15 protein-coding genes are annotated in these 15,261 nt (G+C 56.7%); 3 read left to right on the plus strand and 12 right to left on the minus strand.

Annotated features, from left to right (window positions below; all coding sequences use genetic code 11):
- Nucleotides 1-309: 309 nt before the first annotated feature.
- Both nudC and H151_RS15205 read left to right on the plus strand, forming a co-directional pair.
- Nucleotides 310-1,185, plus strand: a complete 876-nt coding sequence (gene nudC, locus H151_RS0102125; RefSeq protein ID WP_026353769.1) for an NAD(+) diphosphatase — start codon at nt 310-312, stop codon at nt 1,183-1,185.
- Between the two features lie 136 nt (nt 1,186-1,321).
- The gene (locus tag H151_RS15205) at nt 1,322-2,071 is read left to right on the plus strand and encodes a c-type cytochrome (protein WP_019959976.1); all 750 of its coding nucleotides are present in this window, start codon (nt 1,322-1,324) and stop codon (nt 2,069-2,071) included.
- 73 nt (nt 2,072-2,144) lie between these two features.
- Here the strand turns inward: H151_RS15205 and H151_RS0102135 are convergent, their stop codons facing one another.
- Both H151_RS0102135 and H151_RS0102140 read right to left on the minus strand, forming a co-directional pair.
- The gene (locus H151_RS0102135) at nt 2,145-2,915 is read right to left on the minus strand and encodes a C40 family peptidase (RefSeq protein ID WP_019959977.1); all 771 of its coding nucleotides are present in this window, start codon (nt 2,913-2,915) and stop codon (nt 2,145-2,147) included.
- Nucleotides 2,916-2,918: 3 nt separating this feature from the next.
- Complete coding sequence (locus tag H151_RS0102140) at nt 2,919-4,283, minus strand: leucyl aminopeptidase family protein (protein ID WP_019959978.1); 1,365 nt, start codon at nt 4,281-4,283, stop codon at nt 2,919-2,921.
- Between the two features lie 112 nt (nt 4,284-4,395).
- Between H151_RS0102140 and H151_RS0102145 the strand changes: the two genes are divergently transcribed.
- Nucleotides 4,396-5,226 carry a tetratricopeptide repeat protein gene (locus H151_RS0102145; RefSeq protein WP_019959979.1) on the plus strand — a complete coding sequence of 277 codons (831 nt, stop codon included), beginning with the start codon at nt 4,396-4,398 and terminating at the stop codon, nt 5,224-5,226.
- An 8-nt stretch (nt 5,227-5,234) separates the two neighbouring features.
- On the opposite strand, the gene H151_RS0102150 is transcribed toward H151_RS0102145, so the two are convergent.
- From H151_RS0102150 to H151_RS0102195, 10 genes are all read right to left on the minus strand, one after another.
- Nucleotides 5,235-5,738 carry a hypothetical protein gene (locus H151_RS0102150; protein WP_019959980.1) on the minus strand — a complete coding sequence of 168 codons (504 nt, stop codon included), beginning with the start codon at nt 5,736-5,738 and terminating at the stop codon, nt 5,235-5,237.
- A gap of 53 nt (nt 5,739-5,791) precedes the next feature.
- Nucleotides 5,792-6,778 (minus strand): type II secretion system F family protein, encoded by a 987-nt coding sequence (locus H151_RS0102155; RefSeq protein WP_019959981.1) that lies wholly within the window; start codon nt 6,776-6,778, stop codon nt 5,792-5,794.
- 9 nt (nt 6,779-6,787) lie between these two features.
- The gene (locus tag H151_RS0102160; RefSeq protein ID WP_019959982.1) at nt 6,788-7,777 is read right to left on the minus strand and encodes a type II secretion system F family protein; all 990 of its coding nucleotides are present in this window, start codon (nt 7,775-7,777) and stop codon (nt 6,788-6,790) included.
- Between the two features lie 2 nt (nt 7,778-7,779).
- On the minus strand, nt 7,780-9,318 hold the full coding sequence (locus H151_RS0102165; protein ID WP_019959983.1) for a CpaF family protein: 1,539 nt from the start codon (nt 9,316-9,318) through the stop codon (nt 7,780-7,782).
- Between the two features lie 18 nt (nt 9,319-9,336).
- On the minus strand, nt 9,337-11,001 hold the full coding sequence (locus tag H151_RS15210; protein ID WP_019959984.1) for an AAA family ATPase: 1,665 nt from the start codon (nt 10,999-11,001) through the stop codon (nt 9,337-9,339).
- A 13-nt stretch (nt 11,002-11,014) separates the two neighbouring features.
- Nucleotides 11,015-11,689, minus strand: a complete 675-nt coding sequence (locus tag H151_RS0102175; RefSeq protein ID WP_019959985.1) for a CpaD family pilus assembly lipoprotein — start codon at nt 11,687-11,689, stop codon at nt 11,015-11,017.
- A gap of 3 nt (nt 11,690-11,692) precedes the next feature.
- Entirely contained in the window at nt 11,693-13,273 is a 1,581-nt protein-coding gene (locus tag H151_RS0102180; protein WP_019959986.1) for a type II and III secretion system protein family protein, read from the minus strand.
- Nucleotides 13,270-14,130: a Flp pilus assembly protein CpaB gene (cpaB, locus tag H151_RS15215; protein WP_083918372.1), complete on the minus strand. Its 861-nt coding sequence runs from the start codon at nt 14,128-14,130 to the stop codon at nt 13,270-13,272. The genes H151_RS0102180 and cpaB overlap by 4 nt, the downstream gene beginning before the upstream one ends.
- Before the next feature lie 77 nt (nt 14,131-14,207).
- Nucleotides 14,208-14,711 (minus strand): A24 family peptidase, encoded by a 504-nt coding sequence (locus H151_RS0102190; protein ID WP_019959988.1) that lies wholly within the window; start codon nt 14,709-14,711, stop codon nt 14,208-14,210.
- 106 nt (nt 14,712-14,817) lie between these two features.
- Entirely contained in the window at nt 14,818-15,018 is a 201-nt protein-coding gene (locus tag H151_RS0102195) for a Flp family type IVb pilin (RefSeq protein ID WP_019959989.1), read from the minus strand.
- Nucleotides 15,019-15,261 lie beyond the last annotated feature (243 nt).

Below are 15,261 nucleotides of genomic sequence, written 5' to 3' on the forward strand. Positions count from 1 at the left end.
GACCGGTTCGGTGAACGCGTTTGTTAACTATGTTGTATTATGAGTCGTTTCGCGTGTTAAGCAAGAATTGAATTTTCCACAGCCTTGCGTTTTGTCACGCAAGATCTTGATTTTAAAAAGCGTATTTGATTATTTCAACAGACCATAAAGTTTTCCACGCCCTTTTCCACACCTCAAGACGTCGATTGAGGCAAACCCTCGCACCCCAAAGCCCCCTCGCCGCCCCACATCATTGACCCGCGCGCTTAACAGCGCGAAGACTATGCTTCACACCCCCTCTTTATGCCCAGCCCATCCCATAGGTGCCCTATGCCCCTCAGCTTTACAGCCTCCCCCTTGGACTTTTCTGGACTTGAGCGCCCCAACACCGACTGGCTAAGGGCGCAGCACGAGCATAAAGACGCGCAGATCGTGCTTTTTCATGGTCTCGATCTCATCGAAGCCCAACCTTCGACCCCGATGGTAGCGGCTATACGCTTTATATCTATGGATGATCTCGACAGCTTAGGTCCGATTTACCTGGGTCAGGTAGAGGGCACACCCTGGTTTGCGGCCAGCCTCGCCCAGGCTCATGGCGAAAAACCCGCCTGGAATTTTCGCGCCGCGACCATGGCCCTACCTCATGATATCGCCGCGATTGCCGGGCGCGCACGGGCTCTGCTCGCCTGGCATGGCCGACGGCGGTTTTGTTCCAACTGCGGGGGACATAATCACCCCAAAGACGGCGGGCTACGCTTGCAATGTGGTTCCTGCGAAATGGAGCATTTCCCGCGCATTGACCCTTGCGTCATTATGCTGGTCCATTGTGGTGAGCGCTGCCTTCTGGGCCGCCAAGCCAATTGGCCCGACGGCGCCTATACGACATTGGCGGGATTTATGGAGCCCGGCGAAACCATTGAAGAGGCCTGCGCGCGTGAGGTGTATGAAGAGAGCAATCAGCGCGTCATCAAGACCGAATATATCGCGAGCCAGCCTTGGCCCTTTCCCTCTTCCCTTATGATTGGCCTCTTGGCCGAGATCACGCCGGATCAAGAGGTGATTGCGCGCGATGATCTGGAGGATGCGCGCTGGTTCGATCGCGAATCATTGCGCACGCTCTTGGATGGCCCCTTAAAGGCTATGGCCCCGGATCATTACTCCATTTCCCGTCTTTTGTTGAAAACCTGGCTTGATCGCGGGGTCTAGCCCGCGACCTCTCGCCGCATACGCACGTGCTTACGGCAATATAAAGTCTTTGGCAGCGTCAATGTGTTGCGTCATGGGCCAGCCCGTGCCAAACACAAGCCCAATTTTGTCATGATCGAGCAGAGAGAGGACGTCGATGGGCGATCTTTTCTGGAATAAAGTCGCTGGAGCCATTTTGGCTCTGTTATTGGTTATTATGGGCATCCGCACCTTTGGTGATGCGATGTTCCACGTCGAAGACCCAGAAGACGTCGGTTATCCGGTGGATCTGTCGGCCATGGCCTCATCCGGTGGTGAAGCCGAAGAGGATGCAGGCCCTGTAGACTACGGTCTATTGCTAGCTTCTGCCGATGTCGGTGCCGGTGAGCGCGTTGCGCGCCGTTGCGCCAGCTGCCACACCTTTGAACAAGGGGGCGCGGATATGACCGGGCCGCATTTGTGGGGTGTGGTTGGGCGTGAGATCGCCTCTGCCTCTGGCTTTAATTACTCAGATGCTTTGAAGGGCCTTCAAGCTGAGCACGGCCAATGGTTGTGGGCATCTTTGGATGGCTTCTTAGAAAGCCCACGTCGTTATGCGCCGGGCACCGCGATGAGCTTTGCCGGTCTGCGCGATCAACAAGATCGTATCAATTTGATCGCCTATCTACGCACTTTATCTGACTCTCCAGTGGCTCTGCCGGCGGCTCTGCCTTCTGAGCCCAATGTCGAAGCCACCGAGATGGCCGACGCGGCCGGTGAAATGGTCGAAAATGCTGGCGAAGCCGTTGAAGCTGCTGCTCAAGACGCAGGTGAAGCGGTAAGCGAAGGTGCAGAGCATGTCGCGCAAGAGGCCAGTGAAGCGGCTGAAGACGCGAGCGGCGCGCATCAAGAAGAAGGCGGTCACTAAGACCCCTCTCTTCAAATCCAAATAAAAAAGGCGGTGAGAAATCACCGCCTTTTTTATTGTCCCGGTTTCAGACTTAAAGCCGAATGATGCTGCGAATCGGCGCGTGTTTAAAGGCAATGCGCTTGGCAGCCAGGCTGATCGGCTCGATCACACAAGCCATGTGATGGGCATTGGCATGTAGGAAGCGGGTTTCATCAACCATCACCCCAACATGACCCGGCCAAAACACAACATCGCCGCGTTGCAGCCCAGAAAGATCCTCGTTGATGGCGAGGGTCTCGCCGCGTTCGCGCATCCAGGCTTCTTGATCGCCACTATCGCGCGGTGCACGCAGCCCCGCAGCCTCCAGCGCGGTCTGGATCAGGCCCGAACAATCCAGCCCAATGCTTTCACGCCCGCCCCACTGATAAGGCGCGCCTTGAAACTGTTCGGCTACGGCGACCCAATCGGCCTCCCATTCACCCAAAGCGGCTAAGTGAGGGGTAAAGACCCAGCCCAGTCGAGGCACTTGCGTAAACCGATCCTGGCGCACACCGGCTGCAATCTTGGCATTCATCGACAACACACCAAGGGTCGCGGTTTTCAGATTGGGCTCTGGAAAGACATAAGTGCGTAACGCCCGCACCCGGTGCGTGGGGATCAAGACCGGTTCGGCCAGATCGGATCGTTTGACCCAGCCCTGATAGCCATCACGGATGGCGCGGGCATAGACCCAGCCCGCCGCCTCACGCTCAAACGTCACGACCTCACCATGTAACAGCTGGCTGGCCAGCTCACTCTCATCACTGGGGCCTTGGCGTTGCGCGCTAATGGGGGTGATGACCTGGAACTGGGTCTCAGACATGGGTTAAGCCTTCACATACTGGGTTTTCAGCCAATGATAGAGCGCGCGCGATAATTGCGCATTACCGCCCTTGGGATGACCCGGGCGATCCTTAGGGGTCCAGGCGAAAATATCACCATGAACCCAGCGCCTTGTCTTCACAAAACGTCGCAGGTACAGACCGGCAAGGATCGAGCCCCCCAGCGGCCCCTCACCCATATTGGAAAGATCAGAGATGGCCCCCTCCAGCTGCGCATCATAGCCATCCCACAAGGGTAGACGCCAGGCCGGGTCTTCAACCGCCTGGGCCGCCTTCGCGATCCCGTCGGCAAATTCCTCGTCATCAGTATAGAAGGGAGACACCTCTGGCCCCATGGCGATCCGCGCCGCGCCGGTCAGGGTGGCAAGATCAATGAGCATATCCGGTTCATCCTCGCCCGCACGCACCAAGGCATCACACAGCACCAAACGCCCTTCGGCATCGGTATTATCAACTTCAATGGTCAAGCCATTACGCGCGGTCAAAATATCGCCCGGACGAAAAGCATTGCCGGAGATGGCATTCTCTACCGCCGGGATCAGAACATGTAACCGCACCGGCAAGTTCGCATCCATAATCATCAAGGCCAGGCCCAGAATATTCGCCGCCCCGCCCATATCTTTCTTCATATTGCGCATGCCCTCGGCAGGCTTAATATCCAAGCCTCCGCTATCAAAGCACACACCCTTACCCACCAAGGCCAAACGCGGATGGCTGGGATCGCCCCACTCCAGCTCGATCAGGCGCGGCGCATCCTCCGCGGCGCGTCCCACGGCATGAATGACAGGGAAGTTTTCAACCAGCAGGTCTTCACCCTCGGTAACATGCACGCCAGCGCCAAAGCGCGCGGCCAGGGCGCGCGCAGCCGCTTCCAGATCGCTGGGCAGCATATCGCCCGCGGGCGTATTGACCAGATCGCGGGTCAAAGTCACGCCATCGACCACGCGGGCGACTTCAGCCAAATCCGCGCCTTCTAAAGCGACCAATTGCGCTGGCGCACGGCTCGCATCTTTGTAGGCGTTAAACTGATAGGCCCCCAGTCCCCAGGCCGTCATGGCCAGCGTCGGATCAAAGCTTTCAGGCAGGTTTTCAACGCGCCACACCCCTTCAGGTAGGCTCAAAGGCGCTTTACCCAAGGTGAAAACGCTTTTACCCGCACCCAGGCCCAGCACTGCGCCCGCTTCGGGTAGAATAACAATCTCACCAGATTTGGCCTTAAACCCAACCCGCCCCAGATATTGAATATCGCGCGCGCTTAAACCCGATCGCGCCGCATCTTGCCATTGCGCTTGGGTAAGAACGATCAGGCGCTCTCCAGCGGTGTCAGGCGATACGAACAGGTCTTGCATGATGTCTTCTCCGGCTAGCGACAAAAGGGCAGGTGCGATCAAAGGATCAGCGTTAACACATCCTTGACCGACTAAGGCAAATGTAAGCAGTCACAGCATAAAGAGGTAGGATATGCGTGTGCTTTTGTCTGCCCTGGGATTGAGCTGTCTTACAGCGCTCGCCGGGTGTGCCACCAGTCAAAGCGCGCAAGGTTTAGCGCGCTCGGTTGAAGAGGACGCCCTCGCCGATGAGGTGCTGGGGCAAAACATTGCGCCCTCTACCGCCAGCGAACGCGCGGCCATTGAAAACCAAGACCTGCTGACCCAGGCCGCCTTCTGGGCCGAAGCCTATGAGTTGAACCCGGCCGATCTGGAAGCGGCCACCAAGCTCTCCACCGTACTGCGCAAGATCGGCGGCACCCAGCGTGCCGCAGAAGTTTCGCGTCAGGCCTTGGCGCTTTATCCTGACAATATCGAGCTTCAAGCCAATTATGGCCTAGCCCTCGTTCAATTGGGCCAGGCCCAATCCGCGATTGAGCCCTTAAGCCGTGCCGCGCAAAGCGATCCCACTAATTGGAAAGTCATCAATGGCTTGGGCATTGCCTTAGAGCAGACCGGGCGCAGCGATGGCGCGCGGGTGCGCTTTCAAGAAGCGGTTGTCGTCTCTGGGGGGGAGCCCTCGGTCATGGCCAATCTGGGGCTTTCCTATGCCCTGGATGGCGATCTGGATCAGGCCGAAGACTATCTGCGCCGCGCGCTGAGCCATGAACGCGCCGGGCCGGAAGTGCGTCAAAACCTTGCGCTGGTGCTGGCCCTGCAGGGGCGTTTTGATGAAGCTGAACGCTTTGCCCTGATCGACAGCACACCGACCATGGTTGAGGGGAATATGGCCTATGTCCGCGCCCTCATGTCCAATCCGCGACGCTGGGATGCCCTGCGCCAAGATACTGGCCCGCAAGGCTAAGGCTTACGCTAAAACTCATCCCCATGGGCGCCCGGTGCAATGGCTTTGGGCGGCGGGGCGATTTGCGTCTCTTCCCCCTTCTTCAAAGGGAAGCGAGATTTCAGCGCATTACAGACCAGAGTGTGGTCAAAGCGGAAGTTTTCTGTCAGTTCGCGTATCTCTGTCGAGGGGCGACCATTTTTCGCATTTTCGATGGCGCGATAACGCGCAAACAGGCGCAGATACCCCTTATCATCGCGCGTCAAACTGGTTTCATCCAAGCGCTTACAAAACTCAAGAAGCTTGCTGAAGCCCTTATTGCGCTTGTCATCGGCGAATTCAACCAGGGACCAGACAAGGGTCACCTTCCAGCCGATATCAGCAAAATCAACACGCTTGGGCACGGCGGCCAGCTCCGCACGCGCACGTGCGACATCCTCCTCGCGCAGGGCCAGCAAAGCATTCTCCGCAGCCGTGTCCGCGAGCTTATTCGCTTCACGCCGCTTTTCTGCAGATTTTTGACCCCCAAACACGCGAACCCCTTTCGCCGCTAATGTGGAATAGCCATAGCGCGTATTGGCTTATGTCACAAACCCGGAAACGTCAGAATGGCAGGACCCAAGATCACGACGAAGATTACAGGCAGGAAAAACAAGATCATAGGTACTGTCAGCTGAGCAGGCAGCGCGGCGGCTTTTTTCTCGGCCTGGGCCATGCGCATATCGCGGTTTTCCTTGGCCATCACCCGCAAGGCTTGGCCCATCGGCGTACCATAACGCTCTGCCTGAATGAGGGCCGTCGCCACAGATTTCACACCGGGGTGATTAGTGCGCCGGGCGAGATTATCATAGGCCTGACGACGATCTTGAAGATACGACAGCTCTGCCGTGGTTTGAGATAATTCTTCTGCCAGTTCAATCGAGTTCGAGCCAATCTCACCGGAGACTTTTTGAAACGCCGCCTCAATCGACATCCCGGCTTCCACACAGATCAACAAAAGATCCAGGGCATCAGGAAAGGCGCGCATGATAGAATCTCGGCGCTTTTGCGCAGCGTTCGAAAGATAGATATTCGGCGCATAATAGCCGCAAATCCCAATGCCGACGATCAAGGACCAGCGGGTAATGCCGGGCAAGCCGAAGTCATTGATAAAGCTCAAATAAAGCCCAGATCCGATCCATAATATGAAAGGGCTCGCCAGACGAAAAAAGTAAAAAGTGAAGATCGGGCCCTGGCCGCGCAAACCCGCCTGAACCAACTTGTCCTTCAGATCGGGATCTTCCAGCAGCTTTTGCAGGTTCAGCTTTTCCACCACATTGCGATAGAGCCCCTTACCCTGATCCCCGCGCAGGCGCTGATTTTGCGGTTTATGGGCATTATCAATGGCTTCACGCGACTTACGGCGCAGCTCTTCGCGGCGTACATGCACGGCCTTGATGCGTTTATCCAACGAATCCCCGCCCATTAAAGGCTTGGTCAGGGTCAAAATCGTGGCAAAGACCAAAACGGCCGCGATCAGCGCAAACAAAGTGCCTGGATTGGTGATGAACTCGGCAAATTCAGTATAGCCCATAGCCCAGCCCTACATCTTGAAATTGATCATGCCGCGCATGACCAAAATACCAATGCCCATCCATACCACCCCGCCAATCAACAGGAATTGTCCCTTGGGCTGGGTGAACAGGACATCGGTATAACCCGGTGAGACCAGGGAGATAATCACCAACAAGAGCGGCGGCAGCGCACCGATAATCCCGGCTGAAGCCTTGGCTTCGCTGGATAGGGCCCCGATCTTCTCGCGCATCATCTTACGCGAGCGCAACACAATCGCCAGATTGCCCAAGGCTTCGGCCAGATTGCCCCCGGTCTTTTGTTGGATGGTCAATACGATGGAGAAGAAATTAAGTTCGGGCAGCGGCATGCGCTCGGTCATCCGGCGTAGCCCCTCGTCCACCGGTACGCCCACGGCGATCCCCTCGATCAGCTCTTGAAATTCGCTCTTGATGGGTTCAGGCGTATCGGCAGCAATGATCTTCAAGCATTCATGCAGCGGCAGGCCGGACTTGATCCCGCGCACGATAATCTCCAGCGCATCGGCGAAATTCTCGGTGAATTTCTTTTGCCGCTTGGCCGTGATCATGCCCAAAATCCAGCGAGGTAGGCCCAGACCGGCAGATACACTCAAACCCGCAGCGATCAAGATATGCTGGCCCAGCACCAAAATCGTCACAAAGACAATCGCGCCAATAACCCCAGAGCCAATCCAAAATTGCTGGGGCGTGAAGGTCATCCCGGCTTGCTCAATTCGCGCTTTCAAGCTGACTTTACGCTTGCGGGCCAGCTTTTGACGCTCTTCGATGTCCTTAATCGAATCCTGGATCTGCTTTTTCTTCTGCGCGGCCATATCCAGCGCGGCGGTATGGCGCCGGCCCCGATGGAGGGGCGCGCCCACGGCCTGGGTCACACGCTCAGTTTGGCGCTTATTACCGCTAGGAATAAGGGCAAAGCCAACGCCCGCAATGGCGATAAAGACCGCAACGGCCGCAAAGATGAAGGCAAGATCGGAGCTCATCTTTATCCTTCCGCCGCATCCAGGGCATCAGCGAGTTCTTTTTCCAGCCCGTAATAGCGTGCCCGATCCCAGAATTTCGGCCGGGCGATCCCGGTCGAGACATGGCGACCTTCGATATCGCCATTGGCATCTTCCCCGGTGATTTCATAAAGGAAGAGATCCTGGGTGACGATAACATCGCCTTCCATGCCCAGCACTTCAGTGATGTGGGTGATCCGGCGCGAGCCATCGCGCAGACGCGCGGCCTGAACAATCACATCAATCGAGCCGGAAATCATCTCGCGAATGGTCCGGTTGGGCAGGTTATAGCCGCCCATCGTGATCATGGATTCAATACGCGAAAGCGCCTCACGCGGGGAGTTGGCGTGCAGCGTGCCCATGGAGCCATCATGGCCGGTATTCATCGCCTGCAACAGGTCAAAGGCCTCTGGCCCGCGCACCTCACCCACGATGATCCGCTCGGGACGCATACGTAGACAGTTCTTGACCAGATCGCGCATGGTGACCTGGCCCTGGCCCTCTAAGTTTGGGGGACGCGTTTCCAAACGCACGACATGAGGCTGTTGCAATTGCAATTCGGCGGCGTCTTCGCAGGTTACGATACGCTCATCAGCATCAATAAAGCCGGTTAAACAGTTCAGAAGCGTCGTCTTACCCGAGCCCGTACCGCCGGAGATCAAGACATTACACCGCGACGCCCCGATAATCTGCAGAACTTTCGCCCCTTCGGGAGAGATGGATTTGAACCTGACCAGATTATCCATGGTCAATTTGTCTTTTTTGAATTTCCGGATGGTCAGCGTCGGGCCATCCAGCGCCAAAGGCGGCGCAATGACGTTGACCCGCGAGCCATCGGCCAGACGCGCGTCACAAATTGGACTGGATTCATCGACCCGGCGGCCCACCTGGCTGACGATGCGCTGACAGATATTCATCAACTGGGCATTATCGCGAAAGCGCACATTGGTTTTGCGCACCTTGCCGGCAACCTCGATAAAGACATCGCCTGCGCCATTGACCATGATATCGGCGATATCATCACGCGCCAGCAAGGGCTCTAACGGGCCATAGCCCAGAACATCGTTACAAATGTCTTCCAGCAGGCGTTCCTGCTCGGCAATCGACATCGCAACATTTTTGATCGAAATGATCTCGGTAACGATATCGCGGATCTCTTCGGCCGCGGTCTCATTATCCAGGCGCGAAAGCTGACCCAGATCAATGGTATCAATCAGCGCATTAAAGATCGTCGTCTTAATGGCATAGTATTCGGCAGAGCGTTCCCCGCCGACATCTTCAACGACCGTATTAGGCTTGGTGGTTTTTTGAGGCGGCGTTTTGGCGGCCGGGGCCTTGACGGCAGGGCCTTTCGGGGCCGCTTTCGGCATGCCGATAGGGGCTTTCGGGGCTGGCTTAGGCGTAGCTGGACGCGCCGCAACAGGCGCAGCCTGAGGCCTGGGCGGTGTGGCAACACCGGCCCCTGGGCCTACGCTGGGCGTTGTCGGACGACCCTCGGGTCCGGCGCTGCGTTTGCCGAACATGCGCTACCTCACCTTTTTCTAACGCGAAAACAATTTCTTAAAGAAGGACTGACGCACTGGCGCAATGGGGCGCCCCGCGATCGCTCCCGCCAGATGGGCAAAGCCTTCTGCCGCTTTTGAGGCTTGATCGACCTCACCCACCATCTGACCATTATTGGCGGCCTTGCCGAACAGCTCCGGCTCGAACGGGAGAACCAAGGCGGGCGAGGCCCCCAAGGCATCGGTAAAATCCTTCAACGGAATTTCCGGACGCTTAGGACAGCTCGCCATATTCACCACCACTTTGGGTGGCTCATCATTAGGGCGGTTCTGACGGATCAGATCGAACATATTCTTGGCATTGCGCAGGCACGCCAGATCCGGCGTCACCGTGACAATGACCTGATCCGCGCTCAACAAGGTATGGCGCACCCAGGGGCTCCATTGATGGGGTAGATCCAAGGTCACATAGGGGGCCTGGCGGCGCACCTTATCGAGGACATTCTCATAAGCCTCTGGATCATATTGCCATTCGCGCTCCAATGTCGCGGGCGCAGAAAACAGCGTCAAACGCTCACTACACCGCACCAGCAAACGATCGAGCAGCGCATCATCCAAGCGATCTGGGTCATCAAGCGCATCAGAAATCGTCTGAGCGGGATCTTGATTGAAGTCGAGCCCGGCCGTGCCGAACGACAGATCAAGATCGACCAAGACCGCATCAGAGCGCAGATTTTCTGTCAGGCTCCAAGCCACATTGTGCGCAATGGTCGATGAGCCCACCCCACCCTTCGCGCCAATAAAGGCGATGGATTTACCGGCGAAGGGCGCTTCAGGATCTAAGAATAATTCAGAGATCGTCTTGATCATATGTAGCGGAGAGAATGGCGGAACCAAATATTCGCTAATCCCGCGCCGGATCAATTCGCGATACAGCGTGATGTCATTGGCCGCGCCAATGATCACAACTTTCGTGTCGCCATCACAGACCCCAGCCAGTTCATCAAGCTGATCAAAAAGCCCCTGGCCGCGCATTCCGGTCTCAATAATGAGAAGGTTAGGCGTGCCATGATCATGAAAGCGCTCAATCGCAGCGGCCAGACCGCCCAGCTCCACCGTGACATGAGCCTTGGCCAAACGCCGATCATTACCCGCCGTATGGATCAAACGCCCGGTTTCCGGGCTTTCACAGAAGGCTTGAATATCAATGCGCGGTATGGGCTGATAAATGGTCGGATCGTCTTCATCAATTTCGCCATAAAGCCCGCCCTGCACACTCATCTCGGGCGCGACATGCATCGCCTCTAAGGTCATGGCGGTAGGGTCGGTTTGCGCAGGCGTTACCGGGGCAGGCGCATGAACCGCTGGCCCCTCGAAGGGATTATCAAAGCCGGTAGATCCACTGGAATCGAAGTCATGATAATCTTCGGCCATCGTCTCAGCGCGATTGGCGTCGGCCAGACGCGCGCCAAAGGGACGCTTGGTTTGAGGATCGCCGAGACTATCGAAATCACCCTCATCACCCAGAGTAGACGCAGGCGAGGCCTGGGGGGCAGACGCGCTGAGACCTTGGGAAAACATCCGGCGCTCAACTTCATCCGCGTCCAGGAAGGGGTCAAATTCATCCAGGCCCGGATCTTGATCATCCAGAAAATCATCATTCGGATCGAAAGGATTATCGTCTGCCGGTTTGGGGTGTGACATGGCCGATCCTTTCCTAATTCTGACTGCGGATTGCGGTCGATACGGCACCGCTTTCCCCGTCATTGCGCTGGCTGGCCGTGCGTTCGCCAGATTGATAGGCATCGGTGACCGTTTGGCGCCGCTCGGTGCTGGCCGGATCAGAGCCGCGCGGCGCGATCAGATCATGGGGATCGCTAATAATCGCCGCAAAATTCTGTGCCGTGGCACAGCCAAAACGCGCGTGATTATCCGCAAGATTGGCCATGGTCATATCTTCCCAACCGCCGGGGCATTTATCGGCCACCGCCTGATAGCGCATATAGGTGACGAGCAGGTGCGCAGGGGCATCCGCGTCCAAATCCATCCCGGCACCGCGCAGATTCTGCCAAGCGATACCCTGTTCATTCAAATGCGCGCGCGCCCAGGCCGCGGCCTGGACCAGAGCCGGCGTATTTTCTGTGCGCTCAGGGTAAGCAATGATCAAAGGCCCATGTCCGCGCGCTTTATACTCAGCGGCGATGGCGTTCAGCTCCGCCGTCTGCGCCCAGGTGAGGCCAGTATCGGCACTATTCACCGGGATAACCTTGTTCATGATGACGGGTTGAGCCTGAACCTGAGGCAATTGATGAGGCACATGGCCAGAGGTGACACATCCGCTGAGCCCCAGGGCGACACCCATCAAGCCTGAAATGACAATCGCGCGCATCATGTCTTACTCCACCACAAATCCAATAGGGCCAGACCAGCCCTTACCCTCGATATCCGCGCCCGGTGCCGCATAGACGACATTCAAGCGCCCCAGGAGGAAACCCGCCAAAGTCGAAGCCGGGGCAAAGCCATAGGCCGGGTCGGTTAATTCACTCTGGCCCACGGGATCGACCAGATAGGGCGTAACGATGATGACCAGCTCGGTTTCATTATTCACAAAGTCACGCGAGCGGAACAACGCGCCCAAGACAGGAAGCGCCCCAACACCTGGAACAGAATCAATCGCTTGACGCGTTTCCTCTTTGATCAGACCGGCCAGAACCATGCTGCCACCAGACGGCAGTTCCACGGTCGTCTCCGCCCGGCTGACTGAGAGAGCAGGCACGTTCAGACCATCGACTTGCTGGACCACATTGCCCTGATCGTCACGAATAGTGGTGCCGCCCAAGGTGATCGAGCCTTCATTGGACAGCTCCGAGACCTCGGTAGAAATGCGTAAAGATATGCGCCCTTCCGACATCACCACGGGAGTAAAGCCCAACCCCACACCGAAGGGTTTAAACTGCAAGGTGATATTGCCATCGCGGTCACGGCCACTGGGGACGGGGAATTCGCCCCCCGCCAAAAAGTTTGCCGCTTCACCAGAGATCGCCGTCAAATTGGGCTCGGCGAGCGTGCGCACCAGGCCCACGCGCTCTAACGCATTCAGGGTCGCGCCCAGCGAGCTTTGCAGCACGCCATCGACATAATTGTTATAGCCCAGACCGCCCGTGAGACCGCCCAGCGCCGCGCCCGCCACCCCGAAGGAGTTTTGGGTTTTGATGGTGTTATTGCTGCCAAAGGAGCCCGGCGCCACGGTTTCCCAAATCTGGTTACCGAACTGATCATAAACTAGATTGCTGTTGCCATCCAACAAAGGCCGGCGCACAGGGGGGCGGAACTCGCCAAAATTGGTCGTGCCATTAAGGTTCACACCCAGCTGGCGCACCACATTGCGCTGCATCTCGACAATGCGCACTTTCAGCATCACCTGATCACGCCCTTCAATGCTCACCAGGCTGATCACATCTTCGGGATCATCGACGAAGCGGCGCGCGACATTCAAGGCGGTATCGGCCGCCGCCGCACTGGGCACACTGCCCGACAGAACGATGTTAGAATTCAGGCTTTCTGCACGCACCCGGCCATCGGGGATGAAGCGATCAAGCGCATCTTGCAGGCCCGACATATCGCGCTCAACCCGGACATTAAGATCAAGGATTAATTGACCATCTTCGGCGAAGAAGAAAATATTTGTACGCCCGACGGCCTGGCTCATCACGAAGGCGCGATTGGCACTGCGCACCACGGCATCAGCCACGCTGGGGTTGGCCACCACCACATCGGCCACATCTTTGTGCGGGATATTGATCACCGCAGCTTGACCCAGCGGCAAATTAAGATTTTCCGAGACAGGCCCCTGTCCGGGCTGGCGAATATCAATGCGCAGAGTATTGGTCGCTTCTTGCGCTACACCCGGCGCGCTGAGCGCCACTGCAAGCCCCAACGCCCCTGCCAGCCATGCGACAAAACCGTGTTTGATCATTGTGGTTGCCCCCGGCGTGGTACTTGAAGGGTTTGCGCCTGGCCGTTCGCCACCATGCGCACCTGACGGGTCGCGGTCGCGGTGCGCGGGCCCTCCCCGCCCGAAGTTGGGCCCCCCGCATTATCGGCATAGCTGCGCAACACCACGGAAATATAGCCCTCATAGCGGGAGTTCAAAACCAGAACCGCCTGCTCGGGCAGCATCTCCAAAGTGATGGTTTCCCCCACATAGGCGTTTTCTTCAAAACCGCCTGCGATCTGATCGACGCCTAGAACGCGTGAATTTTCAACCAGCACGCGCGACTGGGCAACGCGTTTGGATTGCTCCACGCTTTGGCCCGCTTCACTACCGCCTATAAGGCTGCGTGATTGCTGCTCCATCGGAATACTGACAATCACATCAACATGATCACCGGGCAGAACAAAGCCGCCCGCGCCGGTATCGGCAGCAATGGGAATGGAAACCGCGCGCATGCCCGGTTCAACCAGGGCCGCCATCATGCCCGCTTCACCGGCCTGAACGACTTTGCGCGGATCGAAGACTTCCCCGCTATAAAGCTCAAAGCGCACGATGGCACCGGCCAGCGCTTCACGGGCATCGGGTTGGGCCGAACGTACCAGTGCGCTCTCTAAAACGCTATCTTTCGGCCAGGCGCGCCATTGCAAATGATCGGGGGTCAAACGCATGCCCGCGCCGATATCCTCGCGCAGGGTCAACACATCAACGGTTTGGACTTCTGCCACAGGCGCAGGGATATTCGCAGCAGGCCCGGGCGCAGGTTGCATCGCCTGGCGTACGAACAAAGCCGCCGCCAAGGCCGCCACACCGGCGAGTATTAAGACTAATATCCTAACCATATTCGAGGCCCCGTTCCCTCAGCACGCATTGCGTCACCCGATAGGAAAGCGCGAAAACCTCAAAGCAGCGTTAACGGTTAGCCCAAAAGCGCAGTTAAAAGATGACTATTCGGTAAAACGCTCAGCATTCCAGCTGCAATCGCGACACCATAAGGCGCAGGCGCGCCCTCTTCCACCACACATCTGGGCGCGTGGGTCGCAATATAGGGGATATGAGCCAGCTGACGGCGCATGATAAGAAGACCAATGGCCAGAACCCCGCCCCATAATGCACTGAAACTGACAAAAGCGATCAGATCACTCCAGCCGACCCACAGCGCTAAAGCGGCCATCAGCTTGGCATCGCCCCCGCCAATCCAGCCCGGCGCAAACAGGGCAAAGCCGATCACCAGCATCAAGCCCCCGGCCAGCACAGCGTTCATAATATCAGGCAGCGTCATCCCTAAAGCGAAAATTCCGACCGGAAATAAACCGATCAAGGCCAGCGCGATCCAATTAGGAATGGTATAGCCCATGACATCTTTGGCAGCCGCGACGAGGCTCAAACCCAGAACAAGAAAAATAACAATCGCAGCCATCATGATCAATCTCCCTTGTCTCAAATATAGAATATAGATCTAAACATCACTTTAAAATAAAGAAGGCCGCCCATTGAGCGGCCTTCCTCGATGACGACTTAAGCGAAGCTTATGTGCCGGTACCGGTACCAGAAGACGCGCTCGCGCCTTGAACAGCGGTGCCCACTTCGGTGAATTTCGCGCTGATTTGACCGCCGAGTGCGGTGGCAGCGCCGATAATGGCAACAGCAATCAGAGCCGCGATCAGGCCGTATTCAATTGCAGTGGCGCCAGATTCGTCTTTCAGAAAACGTGAGACTAAATTTTTCATTTCGTGTCCTCCAGGAATTACTAAGGGCCCAGGCGCACCGTCTTGTCCCGACCGCCTTGAACATGACGCTAATAAACACAAAGAAGCTTGAGAAGTCGTGAAAAGACATGATTAATTATTGATAACCATGCATATTTTTTCTATAGTTAATTTAAATAAAGATTTTTATTCTCTTAACACGAAATATTTACACTGCGTTAATGCTCTCCCATCTTATATATAAGGTGTAAAACCCTCGCCTTT

The sequence above is a fragment of the Woodsholea maritima DSM 17123 genome (genome assembly GCF_000382325.1).
Classification (GTDB): Bacteria; Pseudomonadota; Alphaproteobacteria; order Caulobacterales; family Maricaulaceae; genus Woodsholea; species Woodsholea maritima.

What these genes read in the sequence shown, in the direction of transcription:
- nudC (WP_026353769.1), top strand. Translation starts at nt 310, where the DNA reads ATGCCCCTCAGCTTTACAGCCTCCCCCTTGGACTTTTCTGGACTTGAG.
- H151_RS15205 (WP_019959976.1), top strand. Translation starts at nt 1,322, where the DNA reads ATGGGCGATCTTTTCTGGAATAAAGTCGCTGGAGCCATTTTGGCTCTG.
- H151_RS0102135 (WP_019959977.1), bottom strand. Translation starts at nt 2,915, where the DNA reads ATGTCTGAGACCCAGTTCCAGGTCATCACCCCCATTAGCGCGCAACGC.
- H151_RS0102140 (WP_019959978.1), bottom strand. Translation starts at nt 4,283, where the DNA reads ATGCAAGACCTGTTCGTATCGCCTGACACCGCTGGAGAGCGCCTGATC.
- H151_RS0102145 (WP_019959979.1), top strand. Translation starts at nt 4,396, where the DNA reads ATGCGTGTGCTTTTGTCTGCCCTGGGATTGAGCTGTCTTACAGCGCTC.
- H151_RS0102155 (WP_019959981.1), bottom strand. Translation starts at nt 6,778, where the DNA reads ATGGGCTATACTGAATTTGCCGAGTTCATCACCAATCCAGGCACTTTG.
- H151_RS0102160 (WP_019959982.1), bottom strand. Translation starts at nt 7,777, where the DNA reads ATGAGCTCCGATCTTGCCTTCATCTTTGCGGCCGTTGCGGTCTTTATC.
- H151_RS0102165 (WP_019959983.1), bottom strand. Translation starts at nt 9,318, where the DNA reads ATGTTCGGCAAACGCAGCGCCGGACCCGAGGGTCGTCCGACAACGCCC.
- H151_RS15210 (WP_019959984.1), bottom strand. Translation starts at nt 11,001, where the DNA reads ATGTCACACCCCAAACCGGCAGACGATAATCCTTTCGATCCGAATGAT.
- H151_RS0102175 (WP_019959985.1), bottom strand. Translation starts at nt 11,689, where the DNA reads ATGATGCGCGCGATTGTCATTTCAGGCTTGATGGGTGTCGCCCTGGGG.
- H151_RS0102180 (WP_019959986.1), bottom strand. Translation starts at nt 13,273, where the DNA reads ATGATCAAACACGGTTTTGTCGCATGGCTGGCAGGGGCGTTGGGGCTT.
- cpaB (WP_083918372.1), bottom strand. Translation starts at nt 14,130, where the DNA reads ATGGTTAGGATATTAGTCTTAATACTCGCCGGTGTGGCGGCCTTGGCG.
- H151_RS0102190 (WP_019959988.1), bottom strand. Translation starts at nt 14,711, where the DNA reads ATGATGGCTGCGATTGTTATTTTTCTTGTTCTGGGTTTGAGCCTCGTC.
- H151_RS0102195 (WP_019959989.1), bottom strand. Translation starts at nt 15,018, where the DNA reads ATGAAAAATTTAGTCTCACGTTTTCTGAAAGACGAATCTGGCGCCACT.